Below are 15408 nucleotides of genomic sequence, written 5' to 3' on the forward strand. Positions count from 1 at the left end.
TCGGTGGCAGGCGCGCGGCCCCCGCGTCTCCCCCACGCCTCGGACACAGGACCGCGACCTTCCGGTTGCATGATGCCCCCCTCGGCACCGATTCATGACGGGTCCTACTCCCCGTCGGTCAGCAACCGGATTCTTCCCCCCAACTGCCGCCAATCGGCGTCAGCTTGGACATCCAGGGTTCTACGGCGCTCCGCATGATCGCAAGACGCGAAACGTGGTGTTTACCGGTCAAACCCGTTCATTGCGGCGCGGGTGGGACTCGGGAGGATGGGGTGCGCCGGTGGACTTCGGAGGACGGGGTGCGCCGGTGGTGGCGAGGCGGACGCGGATGTTGCCGAAGTGGTCCCTTATGGCCCGCTCCGCCCGCAGCGAGTCCCCGGACCGGACCGCGTCCAGGATCTCCCGGTGCTGGTGGCAGGTGACCCGGGGGTCCTGCGGCACGTCCACCAGATCCCGCTGCACCCGGTGGAAGGCGTCCCAGAACGCCTCCAGCACCTCGCTCAGCAGGACGTTGTCCAACCCTCGGTAGAGGGTGGCGTGGAAGGCGCGGTCGGTCTCGGCGAGGCCCGCCCCCTCGGCGGCCTGACGGTCCATGCGGTCCACGAGCCCGTCCAGCTCGACGAGGTCCGACTCCGGCAGCCGTCCGGCCAGCCGCGACACGAGCCCCGTCTCCACGGCCTCGCGCAGCTCCAGCAGTTGCAGCAGGGAGTCCTCGCCCCGGTAGTGCCCCGCGACGGTGCGGAAGGCCAGGCCCTCGATCATCGGCGCGAACGACATCGGTCCGACGTAGGTGCCGAACCCGTGCCGGATCTCCACGATGCCCATCGCCTGGAGCGCCTTCAGCGCCTCCCGCACCGAGTTCCGGCTCGCCCCGAGGTACTCCATCAGCTCGGGCTCGGTGGGCAGCGGGGCGCCCGTGGGCAGCCGCCGGTCGACGATCAGCTTCTTGATCCGCTCCTGGAGGTCCCGGGCTGCCATGGCCAGAGGGTAACCGGCCAAACGGGGCATGCGGAAAGCCCCCCGCGTGTGCGGGGGGCTTTCCGGACGAGGGGGTGTGGGCGGCAGAGCCCCCACTGCGCGCGGCGAAGCCGCGCAGTAACAGAGATGGCGAGCCGAATCCGCGTTTCTCGCGGACGTGGCTCGCCATCGTCATCGTGCGCCGCCAGGGACTCGAACCCCGGACCCGCTGATTAAGAGTCAGCTGCTCTAACCAACTGAGCTAGCGGCGCCTGCTGACAGAGATAACTCTACCTGACCTGGAGGGGTGGCTTCGACCACCTCCAGGTGGCCGGAGGCTCCCGGGGGAGGGCCGTGTACATCATTCGGACCGTCAAAGTGGCAGTCGGGGCGACAGTTGGGAAACTGACCAACGTGCACACTCGCGGACAAACCTCCATCGAATGTGAGGCAGATCGCATGACTGTTCCGGTGTTCGGCGAATTCGACCCCGGGAGCGACTGTGACTGCCCAGGCTGCGCTCACGCGCGACCAGTGGGCCGGGCGGGCCGGGTGGCTTCCCGCCTCCGCCTGCTGCCCGGCCGCCCCGGCGTCCATCCGGCCGTATGCGGTCTCGCCGTCGTGGCCGCCGCGTCCGCCGTCCTCGGCGCGGCCGCCCCGGCCGCCGCCCTGACCACCGGCCGACCCGCCCTGCACCGTCCCCACGTCCCCGGGGACGGCGGGCCCGAGACCCCGCAGGGCGCCAGGTCCGGCCTGGGCGGCAGGCCGGCGGCCAAGCCCGGCGCCGTCCGGACCCCCACCACCACCCGCGCCGAGATCATCAACCGGGCCAAGATCTGGGTGGCCGCAAAGGTGCCGTACAGCATGGACAGCTACTGGTCCGACGGCTACCGGCAGGACTGCTCGGGCTATGTCTCCATGGCCTGGAGCCTGGCCGGCAACGAGTGGACCGGCAGTCTCGACCAGTACGGCGTGAAGATCACCAAGGAGGAGCTGGAGCCCGGCGACATCCTGCTGTACCACAACCCCGACAACCCGGAGAAGGGCTCGCACGTCGTGATCTTCGGCGGCTGGACCGACTACACGCACACCTACTACACGGTCTACGAGCAGACGCCCCCGCAAACGCGCAGCCAGAGCACGCCCTATCCCTACTGGAGCAACACCGACAAGTACGTCCCCTACCGCTACAAGGGCGTCGCCCCCGCCACGGCGGGCACGCAGTCGGCCGGCGCCAAGGCGGTCGCCTACCGGGGCGCCGCCTACCCGGGCGCCGCCCACTTCGGTCCGGGCGCCCGCAACGAGTACGTCAGCATGCTCGGCCGGCTGCTGACGGCCCGGGGCGCCCGCTCCTTCTACCCCCAGGGTCCCGGCCCGGCCTGGAGCGAGTCCGACCGGCGGGCCACCCGCGCCTTCCAGTTGGCCCAGGGCTGGACCGGTGCCGCCGCCGACGGGCTGCCCGGCCCGCGCACCTGGAACCTGCTCGTCACCGGCAAGGGCAAGGACATCGCACCGGGCGCCGCCGGCCGGAGCCGGCCCGCCGCGCACGGGGTGTCCGGCTATCCGGGCCGGGACCAGTTCCTGCCGGGCGCGGAGAACGCGCACGTCCTGCAACTGGGCCGCCGGCTGGTGGAGAAAGGGTTCGGCGGCCTCTATCCCGAGGGTCCCGGCCGGCGTTGGAGCGACGCGGACCGCCGTGCCGTGGCGGCCTTCCAGCGCGCCCAGGGCTGGCGGGGCGGCGCGGCGGACGGCTACCCGGGCCCGGAGACCTGGCGCCGGCTGTTCGCGCAGGCGGCCCCGGAGCGCGTTGCCGACCTCTGACGTCCCCGTCCTTCCATCCCTCCCCGGGCCGGCTGCCCGTCCCCCGCAGTCCGGCCCCACCCCCGCCCGTCCCTCACCCGTCCCGTTCTCGCCCCCTTCTCGTCCCCTGTCCCCTCCCCCTGCTCGACCCCCTGTTCGTGGCGCACCTGGCGCGGAGGCTGGAGGCACGCATGCATACGACCACGTCACACACACCACCCGAATCCGAGGAACTGGAGGAGGCCGCCATGGGGCCGGGCAGCCGTCCGGCCCGGCTGATCCAGAACGAGGCGACCACCGAGATCCCCGTCCATCTGCTCTTCCGTGACGGCCCCGACCCGGTGAACCCGGTGAAGGTGCCGCTCAAACCCGCCGTGGTGGGCCGCCGGCAGGGCACCGGCGAACAGCCGCGCACCAGGCGTACGGCACCGGTGCGCGGCCGGCCCCTGCCGGAGGTCGACCCGGAGCTGGCCGAGCGCCCGGCGCGGGTGCTGCCGGGGGCGGCCGGGGTGCTCGCCGGAGCGTGCGGGGTCACCGGATGCGTGGCGACCTCCTGGTGGGCGGGGCTGCTCCCGCCGTTCGTGACGGCGGCGCTCAGGCTGCCCGCGTCCGCCGGCGCGGCCCTTGGTCCGGCGCAGTGGGCGGCGTACGCGGGAGCCGGGGCGCTTGGGCTGGCCGGCTTCGGCGGGCTGGCCCGGGGGCGGACCGGGCGGGCCTGGGTGCTCGACCTGTTCGGCCGCTACCGGGGAACGGTCCGGCGCACCGGGCTGCTCTGGGTGAACCCGCTGCTGCTGCGCCGCCGGGTGGACGTACGGCTGCGGCACTGGCGCAGCGAGGCGATGCCGGCGGCGGATCCCGACGGGGTGGAGCTGCGGGTGGTGGTGCGGGTGGTGTGGCGGGTGCGGGACACCGCGCGGGCGATGCTCGGCATCGAGGACCACGAGACGTATCTGCGCGAGTGCGTGGAGGCGGCGCTGGCCCGGGTGCCGGTGGAGCAGACGGGCGGGACGCGAGGCGGGCCGACGGCGGCCGGGGACGCGCTGACCCGGCTGGTGGCGGCGGAGGCCGCGCCGGTCGGGGTGGAGGTGTTCTCGGTGCAGCCGGTCCGGGTGGAGTACGCGCCCGAGGTCGCCCCCGCGATGCACCGGCGCCGGATCGCCCAGCTGGACGCCCGGCAGCGGGCCGGCATGGTCACTTCGGTGGTGGACTCGGTCGAGGACACGGTGACCCGGCTGACCGTGCGCGGCCTGGTCGACCTCGACGACTACGAGCGCAAGGTGCTGGTGCGGGACCTGACGGTCGCCTTCTGCTCGGGGCGCGCGGAGCCGGCGTAGCCGCCCCGGGACCGGGACGGCACGCGTTTGTATGGACACAGTCAACTCGCGGCAATAATCTGGGACTTGGTCTAGACCTACCTGCACGGCTCACTGAACTCCCCACGTTCTCGAGGAGCGGCAGCATGCGCACCAAGACCAAGTTGTCCGCGGTCGTGCTCGGGGTGGTGACCGCCGGCGCGTTCGCGCTCTCCACCGGCGGCGCCAGCGGGCACGGCTACACCGACCTCCCCGTCAGCAGGCAGAAACTCTGCGCCAACGGCACGGTGACGGGCTGCGGTGACATCCAGTACGAGCCGCAGAGCGTCGAGGGTCCCAAGGGCTTCCCGGCCGCGGGACCCGCCGACGGCCAGATCTGCAACGGTGGCCTGAGCCGGTTCGCCCAGCTCAGCTCACCGACCACGCCGTCCGGCGGGGCCTGGCCCACCACCAAGGTGACGGGCGGCCAGACGTACACCTTCCGCTGGCAGTTCACCGCCATGCACGCCACGACGGACTTCAAGTACTACGTCACCAAACAGGGCTGGGACCAGAACCACGCCCTGTCCCGCTCGGACCTCGACACCACCCCGTTCCTGACGGTGCCGTACAACGGCCAGCGCCCGCCGGCCACCCTCAGCCACAGCGGCACCCTGCCCTCCGGCCTGAGCGGGCACCACGTCATCCTCGCGGTGTGGACGATCGCCGACACGGGCAACGCGTTCTACGCCTGCTCGGACGTCACGTTCTGAGCAGCGCGCCGGTACGGCACGGAAGCCGGGGTTCCCCGTAGGCCGGGCGCCCGGGGCGCCGGGTGCGCCGCCTTCCGGCTGGTCCGCCGCGCCCGGCGGACCAGCCGGACCCCGATGCCGTGACCCTCCACATCTGACGCAATGTCAGTTATCTTGCGCGGTCATGGGGCTGACGACACGCACGGTCGCCGAGCTGGTCGCGGCGCGGTGGGGTGACCACCGGCCGGGGCTGTGGTGCGAGGAACGGCTGCTGACGCTGCACGAGGTGGCCGCGGGCGCCGCCGCCCGGGCCGCCCTGCTGGCCGACCTGCTGCCCCCGGACGCCGTACGGCATGTCGGGGTGCTCCTCGACAACACCGAGGAGTTCCCGCTGTGGCTCGGCGCCGCCGCCCTCGCCGGCGCGGCCGTCGCCGGGATCAACCCCACGCGCCGGGGCCCCGAACTGGCCCGCGACATCCTGCACACCGAGTGCCCGGTGCTGGTCACCGAGCGGGCCCGGCTGCCGCTGCTGGCGGGCCTGGAGCTGCCCGGTGTGCGCCTTCTCGTGACGGACGACGAGGAGTACGCGGCCCTCCTCGCCCCCTACGCCGACGCCGTACCCGATCCCTCGCGGGCCACCCCGGCCGACCGGATGCTGCTGTACTTCACCTCCGGCTCGACCGGCGCCCCCAAGGCCGCGATCTGCTCCCAGGGGCGGCTGGCGGCGGCCGGGCAGGCCCTGGTCCGGCAGTTCGGGGTCCGCGCGGACGACGTGCACTACATCTGCATGCCGATGTTCCACGGCAACGCGGTGATCGCCGACTGGGCGCCCGCGCTGGCGGCCGGGGCCGGGGTGGCGCTGCGCCGGCGCTTCTCGGCGTCCGGGTTCCTCGCCGACGTGCGCCGCTACCGCGCGACCTACTTCACCTATGTCGGCCGGGCCGTCCAGTACGTCCTCGCCACCGAGGAGCGCGCCGACGACCGGGACAATCCGCTGCGCACGGGCTTCGGCACGGAGGCCGGCGCGGTGGACGCGGCGGCCTTCGAGCGGCGGTTCGGGGTGCGGCTGGTGGAGGGGTACGGGTCCTCCGAGGGCGGGGCGGCGATCCAGTGGGCGCCGGGGACGCCCGCGGGTGCGGTGGGTCCGGCGACACCCGGACTGGTGGTGCTGGATCCGGCCACCGAGCGCGAGTGCCCGCCGGCCGTCCTCGATGCGGCCGGGCGGCTGCTCAACGGGGAACAGGCGATAGGAGAGCTGGTCAACCGGGGCCCGAACCCCTTCGAGGGGTACTGGCGCAACCCGGCCGCGGAGGCCGAGCGGCGCCGGGGCGGGGCGTACTGGACCGGTGACCTCTTCTACCGGGACGGCGCCGGCTACCTGTACTTCGCGGGCCGCACGGACGACCGTATCCGCGTCGACGGGGAGAACCTGGCCGCCGCGATGATCGAGAACATCGTCGCCCGGTATCCGGGCGCGGCGGCCGTCGCCGTGTACGGGGTGCCGGACCCGGTGACCGGGGACCAGGTGATGGCGACGGTCGCCGGGTCCTTCGATCCCGCGGACTTCGCGGAGTTCCTGGCGGCCCAGCCGGACCTGGGCACGAAGATGGCGCCCCGGTTCGTGCGGGTGGTCGGGCGGATGCCGGTGACGGCGACGAACAAGATCCACCGGGCCTTGCTCCGGCGGGAGGGGTACGCGTGCGCCGACCCGGTGTGGTGGCGACCGCCGGGGGAGCCGGGCTACCGCAGACTCACTTGCGAGGACGCCGAAGGGCCCCTCGCTTCCGCGAAGGGCCCTTCATCTGTGCGCCGCCAGGGACTCGAACCCCGGACCCGCTGATTAAGAGTCAGCTGCTCTAACCAACTGAGCTAGCGGCGCATGACTCCCGCCGACCGCGTTCATTTTCTTCCCGCGGCTGGCGACGAAGAAAATACTACCTGGTCCTGAGGGGTGCTCGTGACCGCCTACAGGGTGAGCGACAGCAGCACCGGTGCCGCGCTGCGGTTCAGCGCGTCCGCCGCCTGCTTCAGCCGGTGTGCGTGCTCCACCGGGAGCGACAGGGCCAGGCAGCCCACGGAGGAGCCCGCGGTGATCGGGACGGCCGCGCAGACCGTGCCGACCGCGTACTCCTGGAGGTCGAGCACCGGCACCGTCGGCGGCTGGGACTCCAGGCGCGAGAGCAGCAGCTTGTCACTGGTGATGGTCCGCGAGGTGAGGCGGGCCATCTTGTGCCGGGAGAGGTGGTCGCGCCGGGCGTTGTGGTCGAGCTGGGTCAGCAGGCTCTTGCCGACGGCGGTGGCGTGCGCGGAGTAGCGGAAGTCCACCCACTCGTTCACCGCCGGGGTGCCCGGGCCCGCCGCGTACTGGGTGACCTTGACCTCGCCGTCGACGTACCGGCTGATGTAGACCGCCGCGCCGACCGAGTCGCGCAGCCGGTCCAGGGTGTGCTGGAGCTTGTCGCGCAGGGCCCGCTCGCGGTCGTGCGCCGAGGTGAGCCGGCGCAGGGTGTCGCCCGTGACGTACGCCCCGTCGGTGATCTGCTCGACGTAGCCCTCGCGGCGCAGCATGCGCAGCAGCGCGGTGAGCCGCTCGGCGCTGAAGCCGGTGCGGCGGGCCAGCTCGGTGTCGGTGACGCCGGCGGAGTGGCGGGCCACGGTCTCCAGTACGCGCAGCGCGTCCTGGGCGGAGTGGTACGGGGCGGTCGGCTCGTGCATCAGCGCCACGGTGTTCCCCCTGCGCTCGCCTGTCAGTGCTCGCCTGTCTGGCCGCGAAATCCGGTCGGCGGATCGGTACCACGATATCGGGCAAAGGGCCGGTGGGGAGAGGGGGTTGGCGAGATTGTGGTGTTCGCCGCCCGCTCCCAACTGCGCGGCAAACCCGCTGGCATATGCCAAAGGCATCATCCATCGCCTGGACCTCGCCCCTTCCCGTCTTCACACCTCGTAGTCAGAGGACTGCGCTGAGGAATTCCCTCGTGCGGTCCTGCTCCGGATCACTGAAGATCTTCTCCGGCGGGCCCGCCTCGATGACGCGGCCGTCGTCGAACATCAGGACCTGGTCGGAGATGTCCCGGGCGAAACCCATCTCGTGGGTCACACAGAGCATCGTGATGTCGGTGCTGCGCGCGATGTCCCTGAGCAGGTCGAGGACGCCCGCGACCAGTTCCGGGTCGAGCGCGGAGGTCACCTCGTCCAGCAGCAGCACCCGCGGCCGCATCGCCAGCGCCCGGGCGATCGCCACCCGCTGCTGCTGCCCGCCGGACAGCCGGGTCGGCCGCGCGTCGCACTTGTCGGCCAGCCCCACCAGCTCCAGCAGCTCCCGGGCGCGCGCCTCGGCCTCGTCCGCGGACAGCCCGAGGACCTGCACCGGAGCCTCGGTGATGTTCCGCAGCACGGTCATGTTCGGGAACAGGTTGAAGTGCTGGAACACCATCCCGATCTTCTTGCGGACCTCCCGGACCTGCTTCTCCGGCGCCGGGAACAGCAGCTGCCCGTCGACCGTGATCGTGCCCTCGTCCGGCTGGGTGAGGGTCATCAGCAGCCGCAGGATCGTGGTCTTGCCGGAGCCGGAGGGGCCGATCAGGGTCACGTGCCTGCCGGGCTGGACGGAGAAGTCCAGCTGGTCGAGGACGGTGTTCGTGCCGAAGCGCTTGGTGACCTTGTCCAGCCGGATCAGCTCGCCCGGCGCGGCGCCGGTGACCGGGGACGTGGCAGGGGACTTCGTACGGGCTTCGTTCGTATGGGGTTCAACGGACAAGGCGTCGCTCCAGGGCTCGCAGCAGCAGGGATGCCGGGAAGGAGATGAGGACGAAGGCCACACCGATCACGGTGAGGGGCTCGGTGAACTGGAAGTGCTGCTGGGAGAAGAGCCGGGCCCGGCCGAGCATCTCCAGCACGGTGATCACCATCAGCAACGGGGTGTCCTTGAGCATGGCGATCACGTAGTTGCCGAGCGCGGGGATCACCCGGCGGATCGCCTGCGGCAGGATCACCGCGGTCCAGGTCCGCCGGCGGGGCAGGTTCAGCGCCGTCGCGGCCTCCCACTGGCCGACGGGCACCGCCTCGATACCGGCCCGGTAGACCTGCATCGTGTACGTCGAGTAGTGCAGGCCGATCGCGAAGACGCCGGTGGCCAGCGCGGAGAAGGTCAGGCCCCACTCGGGCAGCACGTAGAACAGGAAGAACAGCTGGACCAGCAGCGGGGTGTTGCGCACGAACTCGGTGACCACCCCGACGGGCCAGCGCACCCACCGGCTCGGCGTCCGCATCAGCAGGGTCCACACCAGGCCGAGCGTGAACGAGAGCAGCGAACCGAGGGCCAGGATCTGCAGGGTGACCAGCAGCCCGTGCCAGAACTGCGGCATGAAGTCCCGCACGGCGTTCCAGTCCCAGGTCATACGCCACCACCTCCCACTCCGGTCGTCTGCGCGCGCTTCAGCTCACGCGCCGCCCACTCGGTCCCGGGATCCTTGCCGACCCCGGCCTTCAGCCGTATCTCCAGCGCGCGCATCAGCCGCGTGAGCACGAAGGCGATCGCGAAGTAGATCAGCAGCACGTACGTGTAGATCTGCGCGCTCTGCTGCAACGCGAGGCGCACCAGATTCGCGCTGAACGTCAGATCGCCCATGCCCATGACCGACACCAGCGCGGTGCCCTTGAGCAGCTCGATCAGCAGATTGCAGAAGGACGGGATCATCTCCGGCACCGCCTGCGGCAGCACGATCAGCCGCAGCCGCTGCCAGGGCGTGAAGCTGAGCGCCGTCCCGCCCTCCTTCTGCGCCGGGTCGACCGCGTTCAGCGCGCCGCGCACGATCTCCGAGCCGTAGGCGCCGTAGGTCAGCCCGAGCGCCAGCGTGCCCGCCCACATCGGCACCAGCTGCCAGCCGGTGACCAGCGGCAGCACGAAGTACACCCAGAAGATCATCACCAGTGCCGAGGTGCCGCGGAACACCTCGGTGTAGAAGCCGGCCACGAAGCGCACGATCCACAGCCGGTGGGTGCGCGCGATGCCGACGGCGAAGGACACGGCCGCGGCCAGCAGCGCGCTGAACACCAGCAGCTGGACGGTGGTCCACACGCCCTTCAGTACGAGTTCCCACAGTCCCGGGGTCATCCGCCGCACAGCTCCTTCGCGGTGAGGCCGGTCATCTCGGCCCGGGTGAAACCGAAGGGCCGCAGGATCCGGAACAGCTCCCCGCTCTTCTTCAGCGCGTGCAGCTCGGTGTTGAAGGCGTCCCGCAGCCGTGTCTCGGTCGGCCGGAAGGCGAACCCCCCGCCGTCGACGTGCGGTTTGCCCTTCACCAGGGGGGCGAAGGCCTCGGTCGCCTCCGCCTTGGCCGACTTCTTCACCACCGCGCGGGTGGTGAGCGCCGTTCCGGCGAAGACGTCGACACGCCCGGCCTCCACGGCGTTCAGCCCGGCCACCTGGTCCGGGACGATCAGGATGTCGCTCTCCTTGTACCCCGCCTCGACGGCGTACTGGATCTCGGCGTACCCGGTGCCGATGGCGAACTTCGCCTTCTTCGCGACGACGTCCCGGTAGGAGTGCAGCCCCTTGGGATTGCCCTTGCGCACGATGAACGAGTCCAGCATCTGGTAGTCCGGATCCGCGAAGATCACCTGCTGGCACCGCTCGGGATTGATGTACATCCCGGCCGCGACGACGTCGAACTGCTGCGAGTTCAGACCGGGGATCAACGAGCCGAACTCGGTGGGCACCGGCTGCACCCGGTCCACCCCGAGCCGCTTGAAGACGGCCTTCGCCAACTCGGGTGCCTCACCGGTGAGATGGCCGTCCTTGTCGATGTACCCGAAGGGGATCTCCCCGGCGATCCCGAGCCGTACGACCCCCTGCGCGCGCAGCCGTTCCAGCAGGTCACCGCCGGGCTTGTCCGACGCGGAGGCCACCCGTGTGCACCCGGCGGCCCCCAGTGCACCGAGGGCCGCGAGGCCGCCGAGCACGGACCGCCGGGTGCGTCTGTGTTCCGACCGGAATGTGTGTACGTCGTTCCCAAGTGGTGGAGCCATGGCGGCGCGGCTACCCAAGCGCACCCGGGCTATGCACCCTGGATTTCATGGCCGATCGATTCGTCACCGTCTCACTCGACAAGCGGGACGTGCACTGCACGGCCCGCCTCCTCACCGACCGCGCGCCCCTGACCTGCGAGGCGGTGTGGGAGGCGCTGCCCCTTTCGGGCGACGTCTACCACGCCAAATACGCCCGCAACGAGATCTACGCCCTCTTCCCGCCGTTCGCCTCCACCGAACCCCCACTGGAGAACCCGACGGTCACCCCGATTCCCGGCGACCTCTGTTACTTCTCCTTCGCCGGCGCCGAACTGGGCACGAAGGCCTACGGCTACGACCGCGAGGTCCGTCCCGGCAGCACGGTCGTCGACCTGGCCCTGTTCTACGAACGCAACAACCTGCTGCTCAACGGCGACGTCGGCTGGGTGCCGGGCATCGTCTGGGGCCAGGTGACCGAGGGCCTCGACGCGATGGCCGAGGCCTGCAACGACCTGTGGCGGACGGGGGCGGCGGGGGAGACGCTCAGCTTCCGGCGGGCGTGACGCTCCCGGAGAGCGGGACCCCCGCCTCGTACAGCGCGTGCGCCGCCCGCAGCACCAGATCGTCCCGGTGCCGGGCGGCGACGAGCTGCATTCCCACCGGCAGCCCGTCGCCGTCCGTCCCCACCGGGACGGTCGCCGCGGGCTGCTGGGTCAGGTTGAAGGGGTAGGTGAACGGCGTCCACCCGGTCCAGCGCCGGTGCGCCGAACCCGCCGGCACCTCGGCGCCCGCCTCGAACGCCGTCACCGGCAGCGTCGGCGTCACCAGCAGGTCGTACGTCTCGTGGAAGCGCCCCATACGGCGGCCGAGGTCCATGCGGACGTCCACCGCGGCCAGATAGTCCAGCGCGCCGTACCGGGCGCCCTGGGCGCAGATCTCCCGCAGCCCGGGATCCAGCAGCTGCCGCCGGTGCGGCGGGAAACGCTCGGTGAGCCGGGCCGCGCCGGTGAACCACAGGGTGTGGAACGCCTCCACCGGGTCGCTGAAGTCCGGGTCGGTCTCCTCGACGTACGCCCCGAGGTCGGCGAGCCGCGCCACCGTCCGCCGTACCGCCGCCGCGACCCGCGGCTGGACCGCCACCTGGCCGCCCAGCGTGGGTGAGTAGGCCACCCGCAGCCCCTTCACGCCCGCCTTCAGGGCCTCGGTGAAGGAGCCCGGCGCGGGCGGCAGGGCCGACCAGTCGCGCGGGTCGGGGCCGCCGATCACGTCGAGCAGCAGTGCCGCGTCGACCGCGTCCCGGGTCATCGGACCGGTGTGCGACAGCGTGCCGAACGGGCTCGCCGGATAGATCGGCACCCGGCCGTACGTCGGCTTCAGCCCGAAGATACCGCAGAACGCGGCCGGGATACGGATGCTGCCGCCGCCGTCCGTGCCCAGCGACAGCGGGCCCGCGCCGAGCGCGACGGCCGCCGCGCTGCCCCCGCTGGAGCCGCCCGCGGTGCGGGACGCATCGTGCGGGTTGCGGGTGATGCCCGACAGTGGGGAGTCCGTCACGCCCTTCCAGCCGAACTCGGGGGTCGTCGTCTTGCCGAGGAACACCGCGCCGTGCTCGCGCAGCCGGGCCACCGAGGGGGCGTCCTCGTGCCAACTCCCCTGCTGGGAAACGGTTGTGGAGCCGCGCAGGGTCGGGTGGCCGCGCATCAGCAGGATGTCCTTCACGGTCACCGGCACCCCGTCGAGCAGCCCGGCCGGTTCGCCGCGCCGCCAGCGCCGCTCCGACTCCCGGGCCCGGGCGAGCGCGTCCTGTTCGGTGAGCCGGACGAACGCGTTCACCCGCGGCTGGGCCCGCCGGGCCCGCTCGAGGGCCTCCTCGGTCACCTCCACCGGACTGAACTCGCCCTTGCGGTAACCGTCGAGGAGCCGGACGGCGGTCAGGTCGGTGAGCTGCATGCACCCTCCCAGGGGTCAGTGACCGGGCACGTAACCACGTTTTTTGTCGACCACGTTCACCAGTGATCTGCCCGCTGCCCACCGCTCGTACAACTCCACGAACTGTTCGCCCAGTTCGTCCCGCCAGCCGACCGTGTCGCCGCTCATGTGCGGGGAGACGATCAGCCCGGGCAGACCCCACAGCGGGCTGTCCTCGGGCAGGGGTTCGGTGGTGAACACGTCCAGCGCGGCGCCCGAGATCCAGCGCCGGGTCAGCGCCTGGGCGAGGGCGTCCTCGTCGACGAGCTGCCCGCGTCCGACGTTCACGAAGAACGCGGACGGCTGCATCACGCCGAACCGGTGGGTGTCGAACATGCCGTGCGTCTGCTCGGTCAGCGGCGCGGCGGCGATCACCCAGTCAGCGCGGGAGATCAGCCGGTCCAGGTCGGCCGGGCCGTGGATGCCGGTCCGCGGGACCCGCCCGACCAGTGCCGTCGTCACGCCGAGAGCCTTCAGGGTGCGTACGATCGCCCGGCCGATCGGACCCGAGCCGACCACGCACGCGCGCGTGCCCGCCACCCGCCGGCTCTCCCGGTGCCGCCAGGCCCGCTCGCGCTGGTCCTCCAGCGTGCGCGGCAGGTCCTTGGCGACCGCCAGCACGAGGGCCGCCACGTACTCGGCGATCGCCTGGTCGAAGATCCCGCGCGCGTTGGTCACCACCGTGTCCGACGCGGCCAGCTCCGGGCACATCAGATGGTCCACGCCCGCGCTCGCCGTGTGCACCCAGCGCGGCCGCGGGCCGTCCCCCGGCCAGGCCTCGCGCACCGCGTGCGAGGTGAAGTCCCAGACCAGCAGGACGTCCGCCCCGGGCAGCCGCTCGGCCAGGTGCGCGGCGTCCGTGCGTACGACCCGGGCGCGTCCGGTGAGGCGGCCGAGCCGGGGCGGCGGATCGGCGTCCAGAATCAGCAGGGTGGGGCGTGTCGGCGTCATGCGGGGCGGCTCCCGAGCGTCTGACATGCGCGGATTGACCACGCTCGCACCCGAACCTACCTTCGTCAACACGGGCGTACTCGCGATCCGTTGCCCACTCGTCCACTCAGTGTGAGGCCGGTGCCTGCCATGGACGTTTCCTTTCTCGGCGGACCCCGCCCCCAGCGGGGTGTCGGCGTGGTGGCCCCCTTCGACTTCGCCCTCGACCGCGAGCTGTGGCGCTGGGTGCCCGACGAGGTGTCGCTGCATCTGACCCGCACCCCGTTCGTGCCGGTCGAGGTGAGCCTGGACCTGGCCCGGCTGGTCAGCGAGCACGAGACGCTCGGTGATGCGGTCCGCGCGCTGACCGCCGTCGCCCCCGAGGTCGTCGCCTACGCCTGTACCTCCGGCAGTTTCGTCGGCGGGATCGCCGGGGAGCGGGCGATGTGCGCGGCGATGAGCCTCGCCGGCGCCCCGCCCTCGGTGACGACGTCCGGGGCGCTGCTGGAGGCGCTGGCCGAGCTGGGCATCCGCCGGGTCGCGCTGGTCACGCCGTACACGGTCTCCGTGACCCGGGTGCTGGAGGAGTTCGTCGCCGAGGCCGGCGTCCAGGTCACCGGGTGCGCCTTCATGGGACTGACCCGGCACATCTGGCAGGTGCCGTACCGGGACGTCGTCGCCATGGCCCGGCAGGCGGTCCGCCCCGGCAGCGCCGACGCGCTCTTCATCTCCTGCACCAATCTGCCGACCTACGACGTGATCCCCCAGCTGGAGGCGGAGCTGCGCATCCCGGTGCTGTCCGCCAACCAGGTCACGATGTGGGCGGCGCTGCGCCGGCTGGGTACTCGAGCGGTGGGGCCGTATCAGGCCCTGCTGGACGAGGCCGCGCGCGACTGGCCCGTACTGCCGGACGAAGAGCAGGAACACCAAGAAGGGGCGTCATGACCGCACTCGGATTCCTCTACCCCGGACACTCCGGCGAGGACGACTACCCGCGCATGGAACAGCTCCTCGGCAGCGATGTCCGGCTGGACCTGGTCCACACCGACATCGGCGAGGACGCGCACCGGGTGGACGCGCTGCGCGAGATGGGCTCGGAGCGGCGGCTCGCGGCGGGCGTGGCGGCGCTGCGGCTCACGGGCGTGGAGACGGTGGTGTGGGCGTGCACCAGCGGGAGTTTCGTGCACGGCTGGGAGGGCGCCCGGGACCAGGTGCGCACCCTGGCCCGGCTGGCCGGCATGCCCGCCTCCTCGACGTCGTTCGCCTTCGTGCACGCGGCCCGCGAGCTGGGCGTACGACGGGTCGCCGTCGGCGCGACCTACCCCGACGACGTGGCCGCGCTGTTCGCCGACTTCCTGCGGGCCGGCGGCCTGGAGGTGACCGGGGTGCGCCCGTCGGGGATCGTCACGGCGGCGGAGGTCGGCACCTGGGGCGAGGAGGAGGTGCTGGGGCTGGCCGGCGCCGCGGACGCCTCCGGCGCGGAGGCGGTGCTGTTGCCGGACACCGCGCTGCACACGGCCGCGTACGTCGGTCTGCTGGAGAAGGCCCTGGCCAAGCCGGTGCTCACGGCCAACCAAGTGACCGTGTGGGAGGGGCTGAGGCTCGCCGACCGCCGGGTGAACGCTCCCGCGCTAGGCAGGCTGTTCACCCGGGAGCCGATCGTCCAGGTCTGAGCCCGGGCCGCCATGAACGCGCAGGAATAA

The 15408-nt window shown here is 72.1% G+C and carries 15 protein-coding genes and 2 tRNA genes; 7 read left to right on the forward strand and 10 right to left on the reverse strand.

Going from position 1 to position 15408, the window contains the following annotated elements:
* Window positions 1-228: 228 nt before the first annotated feature.
* Window positions 229-978, reverse strand: a complete 750-nt coding sequence (locus ADK64_RS34020; RefSeq protein WP_053665812.1) for a FadR/GntR family transcriptional regulator — start codon at window positions 976-978, stop codon at window positions 229-231.
* A 177-nt stretch (window positions 979-1155) separates the two neighbouring features.
* Window positions 1156-1229: transfer RNA gene (locus ADK64_RS34025), tRNA-Lys, on the reverse strand.
* Window positions 1230-1416: 187 nt separating this feature from the next.
* Here ADK64_RS34025 and ADK64_RS34030 point away from each other — a divergent pair.
* From ADK64_RS34030 to ADK64_RS42290, 4 genes are all read left to right on the forward strand, one after another.
* On the forward strand, window positions 1417-2778 hold the full coding sequence (locus ADK64_RS34030; RefSeq protein ID WP_053665488.1) for a peptidoglycan-binding protein: 1362 nt from the start codon (window positions 1417-1419) through the stop codon (window positions 2776-2778).
* 170 nt (window positions 2779-2948) lie between these two features.
* Complete coding sequence (locus tag ADK64_RS34035; protein WP_053665490.1) at window positions 2949-4091, forward strand: SPFH domain-containing protein; 1143 nt, start codon at window positions 2949-2951, stop codon at window positions 4089-4091.
* A 125-nt stretch (window positions 4092-4216) separates the two neighbouring features.
* Complete coding sequence (locus ADK64_RS34040) at window positions 4217-4822, forward strand: lytic polysaccharide monooxygenase auxiliary activity family 9 protein (protein WP_053665492.1); 606 nt, start codon at window positions 4217-4219, stop codon at window positions 4820-4822.
* A 163-nt stretch (window positions 4823-4985) separates the two neighbouring features.
* Window positions 4986-6641 carry an AMP-binding protein gene (locus ADK64_RS42290; protein WP_078993011.1) on the forward strand — a complete coding sequence of 552 codons (1656 nt, stop codon included), beginning with the start codon at window positions 4986-4988 and terminating at the stop codon, window positions 6639-6641.
* Here the strand turns inward: ADK64_RS42290 and ADK64_RS34060 are convergent.
* From ADK64_RS34060 to ehuB, 6 genes are all read right to left on the reverse strand, one after another.
* Window positions 6607-6680 (reverse strand) — tRNA-Lys (locus ADK64_RS34060). The two genes, ADK64_RS42290 and ADK64_RS34060, sit on opposite strands and share 35 nt — an antisense overlap.
* 86 nt (window positions 6681-6766) lie before the next feature.
* A complete protein-coding gene (locus tag ADK64_RS34065) occupies window positions 6767-7525 on the reverse strand; it encodes an IclR family transcriptional regulator (protein WP_053665500.1) in 759 nt (252 codons plus the stop codon).
* Between the two features lie 223 nt (window positions 7526-7748).
* A complete protein-coding gene (gene ehuA / locus ADK64_RS34070; RefSeq protein WP_053665502.1) occupies window positions 7749-8558 on the reverse strand; it encodes an ectoine/hydroxyectoine ABC transporter ATP-binding protein EhuA in 810 nt (269 codons plus the stop codon).
* Entirely contained in the window at window positions 8548-9198 is a 651-nt protein-coding gene (gene ehuD / locus ADK64_RS34075; protein WP_053665504.1) for an ectoine/hydroxyectoine ABC transporter permease subunit EhuD, read from the reverse strand. Before ehuD ends, ehuA begins: the two co-directional genes overlap by 11 nt.
* The gene (ehuC, locus tag ADK64_RS34080; RefSeq protein WP_053665506.1) at window positions 9195-9914 is read right to left on the reverse strand and encodes an ectoine/hydroxyectoine ABC transporter permease subunit EhuC; all 720 of its coding nucleotides are present in this window, start codon (window positions 9912-9914) and stop codon (window positions 9195-9197) included. The genes ehuD and ehuC overlap by 4 nt, the downstream gene beginning before the upstream one ends.
* Window positions 9911-10828: an ectoine/hydroxyectoine ABC transporter substrate-binding protein EhuB gene (ehuB, locus tag ADK64_RS34085; protein ID WP_053665508.1), complete on the reverse strand. Its 918-nt coding sequence runs from the start codon at window positions 10826-10828 to the stop codon at window positions 9911-9913. The genes ehuC and ehuB overlap by 4 nt, the downstream gene beginning before the upstream one ends.
* 47 nt (window positions 10829-10875) lie before the next feature.
* Between ehuB and ADK64_RS34090 the strand changes: the two genes are divergently transcribed.
* Complete coding sequence (locus ADK64_RS34090) at window positions 10876-11370, forward strand: DUF3830 family protein (RefSeq protein ID WP_053665510.1); 495 nt, start codon at window positions 10876-10878, stop codon at window positions 11368-11370.
* Here the strand turns inward: ADK64_RS34090 and ADK64_RS34095 are convergent.
* Both ADK64_RS34095 and ADK64_RS34100 read right to left on the reverse strand, forming a co-directional pair.
* A complete protein-coding gene (locus tag ADK64_RS34095) occupies window positions 11351-12757 on the reverse strand; it encodes an amidase (protein WP_053665512.1) in 1407 nt (468 codons plus the stop codon). The two genes, ADK64_RS34090 and ADK64_RS34095, sit on opposite strands and share 20 nt — an antisense overlap.
* 15 nt (window positions 12758-12772) lie before the next feature.
* On the reverse strand, window positions 12773-13726 hold the full coding sequence (locus ADK64_RS34100; protein WP_053665514.1) for a D-2-hydroxyacid dehydrogenase: 954 nt from the start codon (window positions 13724-13726) through the stop codon (window positions 12773-12775).
* Between the two features lie 129 nt (window positions 13727-13855).
* Here ADK64_RS34100 and ADK64_RS34105 point away from each other — a divergent pair, with 129 nt between their 5' ends.
* On the forward strand, window positions 13856-14650 hold the full coding sequence (locus tag ADK64_RS34105; RefSeq protein WP_053665515.1) for an aspartate/glutamate racemase family protein: 795 nt from the start codon (window positions 13856-13858) through the stop codon (window positions 14648-14650).
* Window positions 14647-15378, forward strand: a complete 732-nt coding sequence (locus tag ADK64_RS34110) for a decarboxylase (protein WP_053665517.1) — start codon at window positions 14647-14649, stop codon at window positions 15376-15378. Before ADK64_RS34105 ends, ADK64_RS34110 begins: the two co-directional genes overlap by 4 nt.
* Window positions 15379-15408: the final 30 nt, after the last annotated feature.

The organism is Streptomyces sp. MMG1121 (genome assembly GCF_001280015.1).
Lineage (GTDB): Bacteria > Actinomycetota > Actinomycetes > Streptomycetales > Streptomycetaceae > Streptomyces.

Excerpts from the sequence above, each read along its gene's own strand:
- ADK64_RS34020 (WP_053665812.1), bottom strand. The coding sequence starts at position 978 with ATGGCAGCCCGGGACCTCCAGGAGCGGATCAAGAAGCTGATCGTCGAC.
- ADK64_RS34030 (WP_053665488.1), top strand. The coding sequence starts at position 1,417 with ATGACTGTTCCGGTGTTCGGCGAATTCGACCCCGGGAGCGACTGTGAC.
- ADK64_RS34035 (WP_053665490.1), top strand. The coding sequence starts at position 2,949 with ATGCATACGACCACGTCACACACACCACCCGAATCCGAGGAACTGGAG.
- ADK64_RS34040 (WP_053665492.1), top strand. The coding sequence starts at position 4,217 with ATGCGCACCAAGACCAAGTTGTCCGCGGTCGTGCTCGGGGTGGTGACC.
- ADK64_RS42290 (WP_078993011.1), top strand. The coding sequence starts at position 4,986 with ATGGGGCTGACGACACGCACGGTCGCCGAGCTGGTCGCGGCGCGGTGG.
- ehuD (WP_053665504.1), bottom strand. The coding sequence starts at position 9,198 with ATGACCTGGGACTGGAACGCCGTGCGGGACTTCATGCCGCAGTTCTGG.
- ehuC (WP_053665506.1), bottom strand. The coding sequence starts at position 9,914 with ATGACCCCGGGACTGTGGGAACTCGTACTGAAGGGCGTGTGGACCACC.
- ehuB (WP_053665508.1), bottom strand. The coding sequence starts at position 10,828 with ATGGCTCCACCACTTGGGAACGACGTACACACATTCCGGTCGGAACAC.
- ADK64_RS34090 (WP_053665510.1), top strand. The coding sequence starts at position 10,876 with ATGGCCGATCGATTCGTCACCGTCTCACTCGACAAGCGGGACGTGCAC.
- ADK64_RS34095 (WP_053665512.1), bottom strand. The coding sequence starts at position 12,757 with ATGCAGCTCACCGACCTGACCGCCGTCCGGCTCCTCGACGGTTACCGC.
- ADK64_RS34100 (WP_053665514.1), bottom strand. The coding sequence starts at position 13,726 with ATGACGCCGACACGCCCCACCCTGCTGATTCTGGACGCCGATCCGCCG.
- ADK64_RS34105 (WP_053665515.1), top strand. The coding sequence starts at position 13,856 with ATGGACGTTTCCTTTCTCGGCGGACCCCGCCCCCAGCGGGGTGTCGGC.
- ADK64_RS34110 (WP_053665517.1), top strand. The coding sequence starts at position 14,647 with ATGACCGCACTCGGATTCCTCTACCCCGGACACTCCGGCGAGGACGAC.